The sequence below is a fragment of the Sphingomonas sp. VDB2 genome (genome assembly GCF_047946695.1).
Taxonomy (GTDB): domain Bacteria; phylum Pseudomonadota; class Alphaproteobacteria; order Sphingomonadales; family Sphingomonadaceae; genus Sphingobium; species Sphingobium bisphenolicum.
Map to the genome: position 1 here is coordinate 307,963 of NZ_CP159615.1, position 15,571 is coordinate 323,533.

Below are 15,571 nucleotides of genomic sequence, written 5' to 3' on the forward strand. Positions count from 1 at the left end.
CTTCGGGTCGCGGGGATGACGAGGATCAGTTCTCGATCTTCACGAAATCGAGCTTCAGGAACTTGTCCATCATCGGGCCTTTCCATTCGTCCGGCACTGGGATGGTGCCGAGCGCCCAGCCGATGATGTCGGCGTCCTGCTCCTCCATGAACCGTTCGAACCAATCGATCTCTTCCGCATTCCATTCCGCATGATAGCGTTCGAAGAAACCGCCGACCGTGTAATCCGATTCGCGCGTGCCGCGGTGCCAGGCCCGAAATTTCAGACGGCGCATCAGGGGGGTGTCGTTCACAATTTGTTCCTTTTGCGGGCATGGCAAAATGGCCGATCGGGGATTTGTATGACCGCCCCTGCTCAGCTACAGGCAGCCAGATAGCCATGCGACCCGATATTCTCAATCCGCTCTTTGCCGAAATATCCCTGTTCAAGGGGATCGGCCCCACGCTGGCCCGTCCTCTGGAGCGGCTGGGGCTGGCGCGGGCGGTCGATGTCGCCTTTCATCTGCCGGTTAGCTGGGTGGACCGCCACCTGACCGACAGGCTGGACATGGCCGATGCCGGGCGAGTGGTCGGGATCGAACTGACGCCGGTCGATTATCGCGCCAGCGGCAGCGCGCGCGCGCCCTTTCGCGTCGATGCGGTCGATCGCTACGGCAATCATGTGGCGCTGGTCTATTTCGGCCGGAATAGCGGCTGGCCGCGCAAATTGCTGCCATTGAACGAGCCGAAATTCGTGTCGGGGAAGCTGGAGGCCTATGGCGACAATCTCCAGATCGTCCACCCGGACTATGTGTTGCCGCCCGAAGAAGGCGGCACGGTGCCGCCGCGCGAATCTGTCTATGGGCTATCCGAAGGGCTGACCAACAACCGGATGCGTGACATTGCGGGACAGGCGCTGAGCCGCGCGCCCGACCTGCCCGAATGGATCGAGCCGAGCCTGCTGGCGCGCAAGGATTGGCCTGCCTGGCGCGAAGCACTGGGTCGGGTTCATGCCGACCCGTCCGACGCCATGGCGCGCGAGCGACTGGCCTATGACGAGATTTTCGCCGGACAGTTGGCGCTGATGCTGGTGCGGCAATCCTCGCGCAGGCGGCGGGGTGTCTCGATCCAGGGCGATGGGCGATTGCGGGACATGCTGAAATTGCCCTTCGCGCCTACGGGCGCGCAGCGACGGGCGATCGGCGAGATCGAAGGCGACATGGCGCAGGCGACGCCGATGCTGCGGCTGCTTCAGGGCGATGTCGGGTCGGGCAAGACCTTGGTGGCGCTGATGGCGCTGCTGAACGCGGTCGAGGCCGGGATGCAGGGTGCGATGCTGGCGCCGACCGAGATTTTGGCGCGGCAACATCATGAGACGCTGCGGAAAATGGCGTCGGGCCTGCCGATCGAGATCGCGATCCTGACCGGGCGTGAGAAGGGCAAGGTCCGGGAAGCCACGCTGATGGGGCTGGCGGACGGCAGCATAGACATCCTTGTCGGCACCCACGCCATCTTTCAGGAAGCGGTGCAATATAAGGCGCTGGGTCTGGCCGTGATCGACGAGCAGCATCGGTTCGGCGTGGCGCAGCGCATGATGCTGGCCAGCAAGGCGGAGCGCTCGCCGCATCTGCTGGTGATGACGGCGACGCCGATTCCGCGCACGCTGACGCTGACATATTATGGCGAGATGGACGTGTCGCGGCTGGACGAGATGCCGCCGGGGCGCCAGCCGATCCAGACGCTCGTCATGGCCGCCAGCCGGCTGGACGAGGTGGTGGAGGCGCTGGCCCGCCATGTCGAGGGCGGGGGGCAGGCCTATTGGGTGTGCCCGCTGGTCGAGGAAAGCGAGACGAGCGATCAGGCCGCGGCGGAAATGCGGGCGGAGTCGCTGCGGCAGCGGTTCGGGGCGCGTGTAGGCCTTGTCCATGGCCGGATGAAGGGACCGGACAAGGATGCGGCGATGGAGGCCTTTGCCGCCAATCGCACGCAGATATTGGTGGCGACGACGGTGATCGAAGTGGGCGTGGATGTGCCCAACTCCAGCCTCATCATCATCGAGGGGGCGGAGCGGTTCGGCCTCGCGCAACTCCACCAGCTACGTGGGCGCGTGGGGCGTGGCGACAAGCCGTCGGTCTGCCTGCTGCTGCGCGGCAATGCGCTGGGCGAGACGTCGCGCGCGCGACTGGCGCTGATGCGCGAGACGAATGACGGATTCCGGATCGCCGAGGAGGATCTGAAGCTGCGTGGCGCGGGCGAAGTGCTGGGCACGCGCCAGTCGGGGGAGGCGGAACTGAAGGTCGCAACGCCGGAGCATGTCGCGGCGCTGGTGGATAGCGCGCGGGACGATGCGCATTTGCTGATCGAACGGGACGGCGGGCTGGACAGCGCGCGGGGGCAGGCGGCGCGGACATGTCTGTATCTGTTCGAGAAGGATGCGGCTGTGGGGTTGTTACGGGGCGGATAGCCCTCCAACGGAACCGCTCGTCGCTTTTTTGCTGCAACTGCGAAACGTCAGAGCGGTCATGGCGTTGCCTTGTCGATGACGGATATAAGTTTGACCCACATCACGCCCATGGCGGCGATGTCGATCGCCATTGCGGTGGCTGCCGCTTTCCTGATCCACTGGGCGCTCTACTGGATCGCACTGCGGGTTGCGAAACATTCGAAGATCGAGCCGGTGCTGCTGCCCGCCATCTTCCAGCCGACGCGATGGCTGGTGGTGTTGCTGGCATTGGGCGCGGGCCTCAAGTCGATCGAGGTAGGGCCGGGCACGGAAGATATCTGGTCGATCGGGGCGCGGATGATCTTTGCGCTGCTGGTCGGCTGGCTGATCTTCCGCGTAATGCGCGCGGGCAAGGCGATGCTGGAGGAGCGCGCCGACATCAGCGTCGAGGATAATCTCAAAGCCCGGCGGCGGCGGACCAAGATCAGCATCCTCTACCGCATCTGCCAGTGCATCATCGGCTTCTTCGTGATCGCGATGATGCTGATCGCCATTCCGGGCGTGCGGACGATCGGCGTGTCGTTGATGGCGTCGGCGGGCCTTGCAGCGCTTGCGGTCGGCGCGGCGGCTCAGCCGGCGCTCAAGAATCTGATCGCGGGCGTGCAGATGGCCTTTTCCGAACCGATCCGGCTTGACGACGTCGTGATCGTCGAGGGCGAATGGGGGCGGGTCGAGGAAATCAGGCTGACCTATGTCATCATCCGTATCTGGGACGACCGGCGAATGGTGGCGCCGGTATCCTACTTCCTGGAAAAACCGTTCCAGAACTGGACCACCAAGACGTCCGACCTGCTGGGCACCGTGTTCCTCTATGTCGACCCCACCGCGGATATCGAGCGTATCCGCACCCAATTCGTCGAGGCGGTGAAGGCGAACGGCCGCTGGGACGGGCGGGTCGCGATCCTGCAGGTGACGGATCATCGCGCCGACGCGCTGGAACTGCGCGGGCTGTTGAGCGCGCGCAATGCGGGTATTGCGTTCGACCTGCGCTGCGAAGTGCGGGAGGCTATGTTGAGCTTCCTGCGCACCGAGATGCCCGAAGCGCTGGTGCGCGGGCGTCAGCGGGTGGAGACAGGAGAGGGCTTAGCCCGGCTGGACGTCGCCGGACTTGACGCCATCAGTCCGGAAATTACCAGGCCGTCCGGCGCGGCGGAATGAGCGACAGCATCGCGTCATAGATTTTGGGGCTGATCGGCTCGTAAAACTCCATGCCGAACCGGCCATCCTCCACCCAGCGTATTTCAGCGGGATAGTCCTTTAGGATCGGCAACCAGATGCTGACCCGTTCGCCCTGTAATAAGGCGCTGTCGCTGCGGCACATCAGGCCGAGGGCGGAGATATTGATGATCCGTACGCCATGACTACGCCCCTGCGCCGTGACATGGCTCACCATGTCGACCAGTTCGCGCTGCGCACGGCGTTGATCGACCGCAGGGTCGCGCGAGCGTAGCACATGGCCGAGATTGGCGAAGACGGAGGACGACATGGTCCCGAGTCTAAGCCGTTGGAAATGGACGAGTCGATAGGAAGGAGCGTTAATCGGGTGCTAACGCTCTTTTGCCAGTTTGTTGCCATGGTCGGTCATTGCGAGCGCTCTGCGCTCGCAATGATGAATTTCAGGCGACGACCAGACCGTGCTTCTTCGCACCGAAGCTCAGCTTATCGCCGGGCTTGAGTGTGACGGCGGGGTCGGTGACGACATCGCCATTTACCCGGATTGCGCCTTCGCCCAGTTTGCGGCGCACTTCCTTGTTGGAGGTGGCGAAGCCAAGGCCGGTGGTGGCCTGCACGACGTTCAGGCCGTCCGCGCCGAGGCTGACGGTCGGCAGGTTGGCGTCCGACGCGCCTTCCTCGAAAGTCTTGCGCGCGGTTTCGGCGGCCGCGGTCGCGGCCTCCTTGCCATGGGCCATGGCGGTGGCGGCATGGGCCAGGATCTTCTTCGCCTCGTTGATCTCCGCGCCTTCCAGCGCCTCCAGCCGGGCGATCTCGTCCAGCGGCAGGTCGGTGAAGAGGCGTAGGAAGCGGCCGACATCGGCATCCTGGGTGTTGCGCCAGAATTGCCAATAGTCATAGGCGGGCAGGGCGTCGGCGTTCAGCCACACCGCGCCGTTCATGGTCTTGCCCATCTTCCCACCGTCGGCGGTGGTGATGAGCGGGCTGGTCAGGCCGAAGACCTGCGTGCCGTCCACCCGGCGCGAAAGTTCGATGCCATTGACGATATTGCCCCACTGGTCGGAGCCGCCCATCTGCAGGCGGCAGGCCGAGCGGCGCGACAGTTCGAGAAAGTCGTAGGCCTGCAGGATCATATAGTTGAATTCGAGGAAGCTGAGCGACTGTTCGCGGTCGAGGCGCATCTTGACCGAGTCGAAGCTGAGCATCCGGTTGACCGAAAAATGCTGGCCGATGTCGCGCAGGAAGGGGATATATTCCAGAGCATCGAGCCAGTCGGCATTATCGACCATCACCGCGTCGGTCGGGCCTTCGCCGAAGGTCAGGAATTTTTCGAACACCCGCTTGATGCTGGCGACGTTGGACGCGATCGTGTCGCCGGTCATCAGCTTGCGGGCTTCATCCTTGAAGCTGGGGTCGCCGATCTTGCCGGTGCCGCCGCCCATCAGCACGATCGGCTTATGGCCGGCCTGCTGCATCCGGCGCAGCATCATGATCTGCACCAGGCTGCCGACATGGAGCGACGGGGCGGTCGGATCGAAGCCGATATAGCCGGGCACCACCTGGCTTTTGGCAAGGGCGTCAAGCCCCTGCGCGTCGGTCAGCTGGTGGATATAGCCGCGCGTGTCGAGCAGGCGGAGAAGATCGGACTGATAGTTGCTCATGGCGCGCGCCTGTAGCATTGCGGTTGCGACTGTTAAAGAGGCGGAGTTTTCGATCATGTTGGCAATCGGCCTGATGTCCGGCACATCGCGCGACGGAATCGACGCGGCGCTGATCGAAACGGACGGCGAGGGGCTTAGCCACGCGATCGAATTTCACGCCATGGCCTATGATGACGGCTTTCGCCTGCGGCTGGCCGAAGCGTGCCAGCGGGCGATGGCGATGGATAAGCCTGGCTTCGAGCCGCTGCTCGCCTCGGTCGAGGCGGAACTGACCGAGCGCCATGTGCAGGCAGTCGCGGATTTGCTGGGCCGTAGCGGGCATATCGCCGAGGATGTGGGCGTGATCGGCTTTCACGGCCATACCGTCGCGCATCGGCCCGATCGAGGCTGGACCTGGCAGATCGGCGACGGGGTGGGTCTGGCCGGGGCGTTCGGCATTCCGGTCGTCGCCGACCTGCGCAGCGCCGATGTGGCGGCGGGCGGGCAGGGCGCACCGCTGTTGCCCGTCTATCATCGGGCGCTGGCGGCGGGGCTGGACAAGCCGGCGGCGGTGCTCAACCTGGGCGGGGTGGCGAACATTACCTTCATCGGATCGGACGGCACGCTGATCGCGTTCGACACCGGCATGGCGAGCGGGCTGATCGACAATTGGATGCAGACGCATGGCGATGCCGCCTATGACGCGGGCGGGGCATGTGCGGCGCGGGGGCGCGTTGATGAGGCGCGGTTGGCGGCGATGATGGCCGATCCCTGGTTCGACGCGCTGCCGCCCAAAAGCATTGATCGCGAGCAGTTCAGCACCGATACGGTGCAGGGTCTTTCACTGGAGGATGGCGCGGCGACGTTGACGGCCTTCACTGCGGCGGCAGTGGCGCGGGCGGTCGATCACTTGCCGGAGCGGCCGCGAGCGATCCATGTCGCGGGTGGCGGACGGCATAATGATGTGCTCATGGCTATGCTGACCGAGCGGACCGGCGCGGCAGTGCTGTCGGTCGATGGATTGGGCTGGAACGGGGACGCGCTGGAGGCGCAGGGCTTCGCTTATATGGCGGTACGGCATTTGAAGGGGCTGCCGATCAGCTTTCCGGGGACCACCGGCGCGCCCGAACCGATGACCGGTGGGGTGCTGTTCCGGTCATGAGGGCTAATGATGTAAGAATGGCGATGAAGGGGGCGGTGCAGGCTGGCATTTCTACATTGTCATCCCTGCCGGCGCCTGGCTCAGGCCGTCGACCTTGACGCCATGGTTCACCGTTTGCGCGTCAGTTCGCGCATCGCCGCGTCTATGCCCTGGATCGTCAGCGGGTACATGCGATCGTTCATCAGGTCGCGGATCATCTTCGTCGACTGGCTATAGCCCCAATGCGCTTGCGCCGCGGGGTTGAGCCAGATGCAGGCGGGATAGGTGTGGGCGACGCGCTGGAGCCAGACGGCGCCGGCTTCCTCGTTCATATGTTCGACCGAACCACCTGGATGGGCGATTTCATAAGGGCTCATTGCCGCGTCGCCGACGAAGATGACCTTATAATCATGGCCATATTTGTGGAGGATGTCCCAGGTCGGGATACGCTCCGAAAAGCGGCGGCGATTATCCTTCCACACGCCTTCATAGAGGCAATTGTGGAAGTAGAAGAATTCCATATTCTTGAATTCGCCGGTCGCGGCTGAAAACAGTTCCTCGCACAGCGTGACGAACGGGTCCATCGATCCGCCGACGTCGAGGAAGAGCAGCAGCTTGACCGCATTATGCCGTTCGGGCCGCATACGGATGTCGAGCCAGCCCTGTCGTGCGGTGCCGCGGATTGTTTCATCGAGGTCCAGTTCATCGGCCGCGCCTTCGCGCGCGAAGCGGCGCAGGCGGCGCAGCGCGACCTTGATGTTGCGGGTGCCCAGTTCCTTGGCATTGTCGAGATTGGCGAATTCGCGCTTTTCCCAGACCTTGATTGCGCGCTTGTGCCGGGATTCGCCGCCGATCCGCACGCCTTCCGGATTGTAGCCGCCATTACCGAAAGGGGAGGTGCCGCCGGTGCCAATCCACTTGTTGCCGCCCTGATGCCGGCCCTTCTGCTCCTCCAGCCGCTCCTTGAGCGTTTTCATGATCTCGTCCCAGTCGCCCAGGGATCTGATCTTCTCCATTTCCTCGGGGCTGAGGAATTTTTCGGCGGCGAGGCGCAGCCATTCCTCGGGTATCTCCGCCTCGACCCCATCCTGGCCCAGCACGCCCTTGAACACCTTGGCGAACACCTGGTCGAACCGGTCGAGCAGCCCTTCGTCCTTCACATAGGTGGCGCGGGCGAGATAATAGAAATCCTCCGGCCGCCGGGCGATGACGTCGCGGTCGAGCGCTTCGAGCAGCAGCAGATGCTCCTTGATGCTGGCGTTGATGCCGGCGGCGCGGAGCGCATCGAGAAAGTTGAGCAGCATGGTCCGCTTGTCGGCCAGCGCGCGGCGCGATGCAAGCTGCCGTCGTCGCATGGATTGTCCGAATATTAAGTGTTGCAGTGCATGGTTAATCCGTCACTATCCGCGGCACAAAGATGAGCAGGGGCGCGCTTGGAAAACAGGGACTTGCTGGCTGATCTGGGGGAACGGTCGGGCGACATCGCATTGCAGTGCAGCGAAACGGCTGGATATCTCGGCGAGTTGAACCGTCGTATCCAGGGCGATTCCGCGCATCTGGCGAATTTGCAGGCCAATATGGAAACGCTGGCCGCCAGCCAGAATGAGAGCGTGGCCGCGGCGCAGGAGCTGAGTCTGACCGCACGGCGCGCCGGACGCATCATCGCCGACGGACATGAGGTGATTGGCCTGTCGCTGGGCGAGGTCGCGGGGCTGGTGGAGCATGTCACCGGGCTGGAGGCGCATTTGCGCCAGTTCCTGACCGTGATCGAAGCGGTGGGCGATATCAGCGAGGAACTGGGCGCGATCGCGCGGCAGACACGAATGCTGGGGGTCAATGCCGCGATCGAGGCGGCGCGCGGTGGCGCAGCGACGCAGGGCTTTGCCGTGGTGGCGGACGAGATCAGGCGCCTGGCGGGGCAAGCGGGCGAATCCGCGGCGTCGGCCGGCGACAAGCTGATCCAGCTGGATCGGGATGCGCGTCATCTGATCGGCGGGGTGGAGGCCAATATCGTGCGCGGCCGGGGGGCGGGTGCGCATATCGACCGACTGCGGCTCAGCATGGCGGAAATCGCTTCGCTCGTCACCCAGTTCGGCGAACGATCGGACGCCATCGTCACCTGCACCGATGCGGCCGACGGCGACGTCAATGCACTGCGCCATGGGCTTGCGACGTTCAGCCGGTCCGCCAGCGACAGCGCTGCGCGGGTCGATGTCGCGCGTGAGCAGCTCGAAGGGCTGGAGGGCATGGCCAACGCCATGCTGAATACCGCCGCGCACGGTCCGCAGAAGACGCGAAACAGCCGCTATATCGGACTGGCGGAAGATGGCGCAGACGAGGTGGGCGCGCTGATCGAACGGGCGCTGGAGACGGGGGAGATCAGCCTGTCGCAGCTATTCGACACTGACTATCGCCTGATCGAAGGATCGGCGCCGCCCCAATATCTCAACGGCTTCACCCATTTCGCCGACGGCATGTTGCGGCCGGTACTGGACCGGCGCACGGGCGAGGACAGTGCGATCGTCGGCTGCTGCCTGCTCGACATTAATGGCTATCTGCCCACCCATATCAGCGCGCGCTGCCAGCCGCAGCGGGCCGGTGCTCACGACTGGAATATGGAGAATGCCCGCAACCGGCAGATTTTCATGGACAGCCAGACCAGCCGGGCGTTGCAGGAAGAGGGCGACTTCTTCCTCTATACCTATCGGCAGGATCTGGGCGAAGGTCGATACCGCGCGCTGCGCAGCGTGTTCGTGCCCCTGGTCTTCGGCGGGCGACGCTGGGGACTGTACGAGGTCGGTTATCTGATCTGATCGCGCTTCGTGCCCATGCCGTGGATCAAGGACACGAGCACGAACGAGATGATGATCAGCAGATACCAGCTGCCCAGTTTGGCGACGCTCACCATCTGCCAGCCATGCCGTTGATCGGGATAGGTCCAGGCATTGGCGAAGGTGCCGATATTTTCCGCGAACCATATGAACAGGGCGACGAGGATGAAGCCGATGAGGAGCGGCATCCGTCGCGGTATGTGCCAGGGCGTAAAGACAATCCAGGTGCGGCCGAACAGCAGGATTGCCGCAGCGAACAGCGCCAAGCGCATGTCCGGCAGCCAATGATGGGCAAAGAAATTGACGTAGATCGTGGCGGCCAGCAGCGCCGTGGCCCAGACCGGCGGATAATAGGTGAAGCGGAAGTCGAAGATGCGCCAGATGCGCGCGATATAGCTGCCTACCGCTGCATACATGAAGCCTGAGAAGAGCGGGACGGGGCCGACATGGAGCAGACTGGCTTCCGGATAGATCCACGAACCGGTATGGGTCTTGAACAATTCCATGACCGTGCCGATGAGGTGGAACGCGAAGATGACCTTCGCCTCGCTCCAGCTTTCGAGCCGGAAGCCCAGCATGGCAGCCTGAATGGAGAGCGCCGCCAGCGTAAGGAAATCATAACGGTGAAGCGGCGCTTCGGATGGATAGAAGAGGTGCGTTGCCAGCAGGAGCGTCAGCATCAGGCCGCCGAACAGGCAGGCCCAGCCTTGCTTGAAGCCGAAGAGGAGAAATTCGAACGCCCATGCCGGTGGGCCAGGCGCGATCTGGATCGTTTCCAGCCGCGCGCGGACACGGGCAAAACGGGTCGCGTCTCGCGGCTGAATCATAAGGGCGGATCAAAGCCGATTTTCAGCGGGACAGGAAGAACGCGATCAGCGCCCCTTTTGCGCCAGGCGGCTAACCGTGATCTCGCCATTGGCGGCATAGGTCGCGACGGCCTGCGCTTCGGCGGTTTGGGTGTCTTTGCCGTCGATAATGGCGGCCACCTGACGCGGGCTGGGCACCTTGTCATAGACGCCGTAGATATCGGTCTGGCCGACCATGTGGATCGAGAGCTTATAGCCTTGTCCATCGGTCGCCGGATCGAAGGCGAGGACGGTGCCGCTGTCGTCGATTGGCACGATGATTGCGCCGTCGTCGCGCCCAGCCTGCTGGAGCATGTCGTAGTTGCCATCGGCAGTGGCCACGGTGCCTCGGATGCAGAGTGCGTCCCTGCCGTCGCGCGGGATGCGGACATCCTGGGGTACGGCTTCCTCGGTAAGCTTGGCCGGGGTCAGTCGGGCGTCGGCAGTCGACGCGGCAGGACAGGCGGCGAAGCTGGCCGGAGCAGTGGCATGCAGGCTGGCGGGATCATCGACCGACAGGTTGGCGAGCATGCCGTCCAGGCCGGCCAGCACTTCACCACGTCGCTCGGTCGGCCCGGTCACGCGAAGCTTGACGATCCAGCGTCCGGCATGGACGAAACCGGCGGCGGTCGTCAGCGCGCCGTCGGCGGCGTCGTCATAGACCGCGCGTATAGCGCTGTCCGCGTGGCCGGCGGCAGGGGCGCTGGCATAGGCCGTGCGGCGGGTTTTCGCGCCAAACCTTTCCATCACCGCCTTGTCGGTCATATAGGCGGCCAGCGAGGCGTCGGCATAGGTCGGGAGATAGACATAGAGGGTCGCCTGGATGGCGCCGTCCTCGGACAGATATTGCGCATAATTGTCGACCGCGCGCCCGCCGTTGGATGCTTCGCCGCTCTTGCTGAGCGACAGGCCGGCCACGGTCTGGGGCAGGGCGATGCCGGCCGAAGCGGCGCGGATAGCGCTTTCGGTCGGGGTCCAGGCTTCGGTATCGGCGGCATGGGCAGGCGATGAAATGGCAAAGCACAACGCCGCGCCAGATATCATGACGGCAATGAGGCCTTGGGTGCGCTTCGGCATCGTCATCACTCTCCAGGTCGATACCGTCTTCGCGCGGCATTGAACTATGACAAGGAGGCTACAGGCTAAACCAGGCCGTGCAAGCGCCTATTTCAAACCACCGGCGGGATTTGCGCCGGATAATGGGGCAGGTCGGGATCATGATGTGCCCATGTCGGCGCGGCATCGGTCCAGATGACCGCCTGCGGCCCGATCAACGAGGGATCCTCCAGCGCACCGGCGCGGATGAAGGTCAGATGCGGGCGTGATTCGGCCAGGCTGAACAGCGGCGTGCCGCAGGTCGGGCAAAAGCCGCGCTTCATCGCGTTGCCGCTGTCGGCGATGCTGTCGTGCCACCGCACCTCGCCGCTGGTCATTATCTTGTCCGATGGAAAGCACACGTTCACCGTGGCCGCGCCGCCGCCCAGATACTGGCACAGCCGGCACCAGCACATGCGTGCGGCGATCGGTTCGGCGTCGATGGCGATGCGGACAGCGCCGCAGAGGCATCCGGCGGAATGAGGCATGGTTGGGCTTTCCCTTCAAATCCCTCTCCCTCAGGAAAGGAGAGACATAGGTGATTCAGGTCATCGCCCTTGACGGCGCGCCATGAAGGCGAGGCGCTCGAACATCATGATGTCCTGCTCATTCTTGAGCAGCGCGCCGTGGAGCGGCGGGATCGCCTTGGTCGGGTCGCTGTTCTGGAGGACGTCGAGCGGCATGTCCTCGTTCAGCAACAGTTTCAGCCAGTCGAGCAGTTCGCTGGTGCTGGGCTTCTTCTTGAGGCCGGGAACTTCCCGGATGTCGTAGAAAATATCCATCGCCTTGCTGACCAATATCTTCTGGATGCCGGGGAAATGGACATCGACGATTTGCGCCAATGTGTCGCGGTCGGGGAATTTGATATAGTGGAAGAAGCAGCGGCGCAGGAAGGCGTCGGGCAGTTCCTTCTCGTTGTTCGAGGTGATGATGACGATCGGGCGATCGGCCGCAGCGATCGTCTCGCCCGTCTCATAGACGTGGAAGGCCATGCGATCGAGCTCCTGCAACAGGTCGTTGGGAAACTCGATGTCGGCCTTGTCGATCTCGTCGATCAGCAGGACGGGCAGCTTAGGTGAGGTGAAGGCCTCCCACAGCTTGCCCTTGCGGATGTAGTTGGCGATGTCGTGGACGCGCTCGTCGCCCAATTGGCCATCGCGCAGGCGTGCGACGGCGTCATATTCGTAGAGGCCCTGATGCGCCTTGGTCGTGGATTTGACGTTCCATTCGATCAGGGGAGCATCCAGCGCCTTGGCGATTTCCTGGGCGAGGACGGTCTTGCCGGTGCCCGGCTCACCCTTCACCAGCAGCGGACGGCGCAGCAGCACGGCGGCGTTGACCGCGACCTTCAGATCGTCGGTGGCGACATAGTCCTGCGTGCCTTCAAAGCGCATATTGCTGTTCCGTTCGGTTGCCGATGGCAACCGGACTAGGCAATGCGGCGGACCTGCGCAATCGGGAAAGGGGGAATCAGCCCTGTCGGGCGCGCACGTCGGCGCGGGCCGCGAGCAGATCCCAGAGGCCGCGATGCTGGTTGAGCAACTGGCGCGCGCCGAACTGGATGGCCCGGTCGATGCCATCGTCGCCGCCGATCGCGCGGGCGACGTCCAGCGTCGCATTGCGATCGGGCATGGCATAGGGATGAGGCTCCAGGCCCGCGCGCAGAGCCGCCATGTCGAGCACATGGCGCACGGCGCGCCAGTCGAGCACCAGCGCCATGGCAGCGCCCATGGCGCAACCCCGCCGATCGGACTGGGCCAGCATATCGAGCGCGTGGCGCTGCTGGCTGACGGCGGTTTCGCAATCGGCCTGGCCCGCTGTGCTGGGAGCGGGGCCGGTGGCGACGGTGACCTGGGTCAGATAGGCGCGTTCGCGGGCAAAGGCATCGGCCGTCTCGATCAGCCACTGGCGCGCGGCGTTGTCGGCCGAGCGGGTCGCGGCATGGTCGATCACGCCGGGATGGCGCCCATGGAGCATACAGAGATAATAGGCCGCGTCGGCAAGGTCGGACAGCGATAGCAGCGCGTCGCGGGCGACGCCTGTGCTGGCGCGATTGGCATAGGCATGGGCAGCCGTTCCATCGGCGGCGACCAGCGCCTCCAGGATTCGCGCTATGTCGCCAAATTGATAGCGCGGTGCCGCTTCGCTCATGCCCAAATCCCTGTAATGCCCGCATCGGCAGGCTATAATCACAAGGCATAGTGCGCCCAAGTAAACGTCCGGTTTACGGAAGCAGAAAGGGCGACCGTGAAAGCCGCCCTTTTCCGTCAACGATGGTTAATTTACATTTACCGATCGATTTTAATTTATTGATCGAGGAAGGATCGCATCTTCCGGCTGCGCGACGGGTGCTTGAGCTTGCGCAGCGCCTTCGCCTCGATCTGGCGGATACGTTCGCGGGTCACGCTGAACTGCTGGCCCACTTCTTCCAGCGTATGATCGGTGTTCATGCCGATGCCGAAGCGCATACGCAGCACGCGTTCCTCACGCGGCGTCAGCGATGCAAGGACGCGGGTGACCGTTTCCTTCAGGTTCGCCTGAATCGCGGCATCGACCGGGATGATCGCATTCTTGTCCTCGATGAAGTCGCCCAGATGGCTGTCTTCCTCGTCGCCGATCGGTGTTTCGAGGGAGATCGGCTCCTTGGCGATCTTCATCACCTTGCGCACCTTCTCCAGCGGCATGGACAGACGCTCTGCCATTTCCTCCGGGGTCGGTTCGCGGCCCTGCTCGTGCAGGAACTGGCGGCTGGTGCGGACCAGCTTGTTGATCGTCTCGATCATATGGACCGGAATACGGATGGTCCGAGCCTGATCCGCGATCGAGCGGGTGATCGCCTGCCTGATCCACCAGGTCGCATAGGTGCTGAACTTGTAGCCGCGACGATATTCGAACTTATCGACCGCCTTCATCAGGCCGATATTGCCTTCCTGAATAAGATCAAGGAATTGCAGGCCGCGGTTCGTATATTTTTTAGCAATGGAAATGACGAGGCGCAGGTTCGCTTCGACCATTTCCTTCTTTGCGATGCGGGCTTCTCGCTCGCCCTTCTGCACCATGTTGACGATGCGGCGGAATTCGCTGAGCGACATGCCGGTCGCCTGGGCGATCTCGCTCACCTCGTTGCGGATGCGGTCGACTGCGCGCCCTTCGGCGGCGGCGAAAGCGGCCCATTTCTTGTCCAGGCCCTGAACCTTATCGAGCCAGGCGTCGTCCAGCTCATGATTCACATAGCGGTCGAGGAAATCCTTGCGGCTGACCTTGTGGCGCTCGGCCAGGCGCAGCATCTGGCCGCCCAGTGCGGTCAGGCGCCGGTTATAGGCATAGAGCTGATCGACCAGATATTCGATCTTCTGCTGATGGAACTGCACGCTCTCGACCTGCGCGGTCAGGCTTTCGCGCAGTTCCTGATAATCATCCTCGTCCTTCTGGCTCAGCGTCTCGCCGATCGCCATGGCGACCATGCGCGATTCCTGGGCATTGGAGAAGGCGCGGAAAATCTCGGTGATGGTCGCGAATTTCTCCAGCGCCATCGGCTTGAGAGTCTCTTCCATCTGCGCGAGGGAGAGGGTGTTGTCTTCCTCCTCTTCTTCTTCCACGCGACGAGTCCGACGTTCGGTACCGTCTTCATCCTCGTCGCCGTCGACGGATTCTTCCTCCGGCTCTTCCTCTTCCTTGAAGCTGGGACCGGCGGTTTTTTCGCTGATCTCGCCATCATCGTCCTCGGCGCCTTCCTCCAGACTTTCCGGGGCAGGATCCTTGGAGAGCATGGCGTCGAGATCGAGGATCTCGCGCAACTGCATCTCGCCGTTGTTGAGCGCGGTCGACCATTCGATGATCGCGTTGAAGGTGGTCGGGCTTTCGCACAGGCCCAGGATCATCGTATCGCGGCCGGCCTCGATCCGTTTGGCGATGGCGATTTCGCCCTCGCGGCTGAGCAGTTCCACCGCGCCCATTTCACGCAGATACATGCGAACGGGATCGTCGGTGCGATCGACCGTTTCCTTCTTCTTCTCGGTGATGAGCTTCGGGCCGTCATCGTCGCTCGAACTCATCTTCGGCGTCCTCGGCATCCTCGCGCTCGCGCTGCTCGTCGCCGTCCTCGCTCGCTTCTTCATTCTCGACGATGTTGACGCCCATGTCGTTGAGCGCGGACATCACATCCTCGATCTGCTCGGAGGACATCTGGTCCTGCGGCAAGGCATCGTTCAGCTCGTCATAGGTGATGTAACCGCGCTTCTTGGCGCGGGCGATCAGCTTCTTGACCGAGGCTTCGTTGAGGTCGAGCAGGGGCGCATCGCCGCCTTCATCCCCGCCATCGCCTGCACCCGCCGCACTTTTGCTGTTCGCCTTGGTCGCCATTTA

13 protein-coding genes and 1 pseudogene are annotated in these 15,571 nt (G+C 63.4%); 4 read left to right on the top strand and 10 right to left on the bottom strand.

Annotation, left to right across the window (positions count from 1 at the left end; all coding sequences use genetic code 11):
* Positions 1–25 precede the first annotated feature (25 nt).
* The gene (locus ABT375_RS01505; RefSeq protein ID WP_224549258.1) at positions 26–292 is read right to left on the bottom strand and encodes a succinate dehydrogenase assembly factor 2; all 267 of its coding nucleotides are present in this window, start codon (positions 290–292) and stop codon (positions 26–28) included.
* A gap of 86 nt (positions 293–378) precedes the next feature.
* Between ABT375_RS01505 and recG the strand changes: the two genes are divergently transcribed.
* Positions 379–2,442 (top strand): ATP-dependent DNA helicase RecG, encoded by a 2,064-nt coding sequence (gene recG, locus ABT375_RS01510; protein WP_261935049.1) that lies wholly within the window; start codon positions 379–381, stop codon positions 2,440–2,442.
* 75 nt (positions 2,443–2,517) lie between these two features.
* The gene (locus tag ABT375_RS01515) at positions 2,518–3,639 is read left to right on the top strand and encodes a mechanosensitive ion channel family protein (protein WP_416463868.1); all 1,122 of its coding nucleotides are present in this window, start codon (positions 2,518–2,520) and stop codon (positions 3,637–3,639) included.
* Here ABT375_RS01515 and ABT375_RS01520 read toward each other — a convergent pair.
* Together ABT375_RS01520 and tyrS are read right to left on the bottom strand one after the other, a co-directional pair.
* Positions 3,611–3,967 (bottom strand): PilZ domain-containing protein, encoded by a 357-nt coding sequence (locus tag ABT375_RS01520; RefSeq protein ID WP_416463869.1) that lies wholly within the window; start codon positions 3,965–3,967, stop codon positions 3,611–3,613. The genes ABT375_RS01515 and ABT375_RS01520 overlap by 29 nt on opposite strands.
* Positions 3,968–4,097: 130 nt before the next feature.
* Positions 4,098–5,315 carry a tyrosine--tRNA ligase gene (gene tyrS / locus ABT375_RS01525; RefSeq protein ID WP_224549251.1) on the bottom strand — a complete coding sequence of 406 codons (1,218 nt, stop codon included), beginning with the start codon at positions 5,313–5,315 and terminating at the stop codon, positions 4,098–4,100.
* Positions 5,316–5,370: 55 nt separating this feature from the next.
* On the opposite strand from tyrS, the gene ABT375_RS01530 reads away from it, so the two are divergent.
* Positions 5,371–6,456 carry an anhydro-N-acetylmuramic acid kinase gene (locus ABT375_RS01530; RefSeq protein WP_416463870.1) on the top strand — a complete coding sequence of 362 codons (1,086 nt, stop codon included), beginning with the start codon at positions 5,371–5,373 and terminating at the stop codon, positions 6,454–6,456.
* 107 nt (positions 6,457–6,563) lie between these two features.
* Here ABT375_RS01530 and ABT375_RS01535 read toward each other — a convergent pair whose 3' ends face one another.
* The gene (locus ABT375_RS01535; RefSeq protein ID WP_416464959.1) at positions 6,564–7,739 is read right to left on the bottom strand and encodes a vWA domain-containing protein; all 1,176 of its coding nucleotides are present in this window, start codon (positions 7,737–7,739) and stop codon (positions 6,564–6,566) included.
* 144 nt (positions 7,740–7,883) lie between these two features.
* On the opposite strand from ABT375_RS01535, the gene ABT375_RS01540 reads away from it, so the two are divergent.
* Entirely contained in the window at positions 7,884–9,248 is a 1,365-nt protein-coding gene (locus ABT375_RS01540; RefSeq protein WP_261936752.1) for a methyl-accepting chemotaxis protein, read from the top strand.
* Here the strand turns inward: ABT375_RS01540 and ABT375_RS01545 are convergent.
* The 6 genes and pseudogenes from ABT375_RS01545 to rpoD all read right to left on the bottom strand — a co-directional run bounded on the left by ABT375_RS01545 (position 9,236) and on the right by rpoD (position 15,568).
* Positions 9,236–10,093 carry a DUF817 domain-containing protein gene (locus ABT375_RS01545; protein WP_416463871.1) on the bottom strand — a complete coding sequence of 286 codons (858 nt, stop codon included), beginning with the start codon at positions 10,091–10,093 and terminating at the stop codon, positions 9,236–9,238. The two genes, ABT375_RS01540 and ABT375_RS01545, sit on opposite strands and share 13 nt — an antisense overlap.
* 45 nt (positions 10,094–10,138) lie before the next feature.
* Positions 10,139–11,188 (bottom strand): hypothetical protein, encoded by a 1,050-nt coding sequence (locus ABT375_RS01550; protein WP_416464960.1) that lies wholly within the window; start codon positions 11,186–11,188, stop codon positions 10,139–10,141.
* 92 nt (positions 11,189–11,280) lie between these two features.
* Positions 11,281–11,694, bottom strand: coding sequence for a GFA family protein (locus ABT375_RS01555; RefSeq protein ID WP_416463872.1), 414 nt, complete (start codon positions 11,692–11,694; stop codon positions 11,281–11,283).
* Between the two features lie 60 nt (positions 11,695–11,754).
* Positions 11,755–12,600, bottom strand: coding sequence for an AAA family ATPase (locus ABT375_RS01560; RefSeq protein ID WP_416463873.1), 846 nt, complete (start codon positions 12,598–12,600; stop codon positions 11,755–11,757).
* A 76-nt stretch (positions 12,601–12,676) separates the two neighbouring features.
* On the bottom strand, positions 12,677–13,357 hold the full coding sequence (locus ABT375_RS01565; protein ID WP_224549244.1) for a DUF6975 family protein: 681 nt from the start codon (positions 13,355–13,357) through the stop codon (positions 12,677–12,679).
* A 155-nt stretch (positions 13,358–13,512) separates the two neighbouring features.
* Positions 13,513–15,568: pseudogene (gene rpoD / locus ABT375_RS01570) on the bottom strand (RNA polymerase sigma factor RpoD).
* Positions 15,569–15,571: the final 3 nt, after the last annotated feature.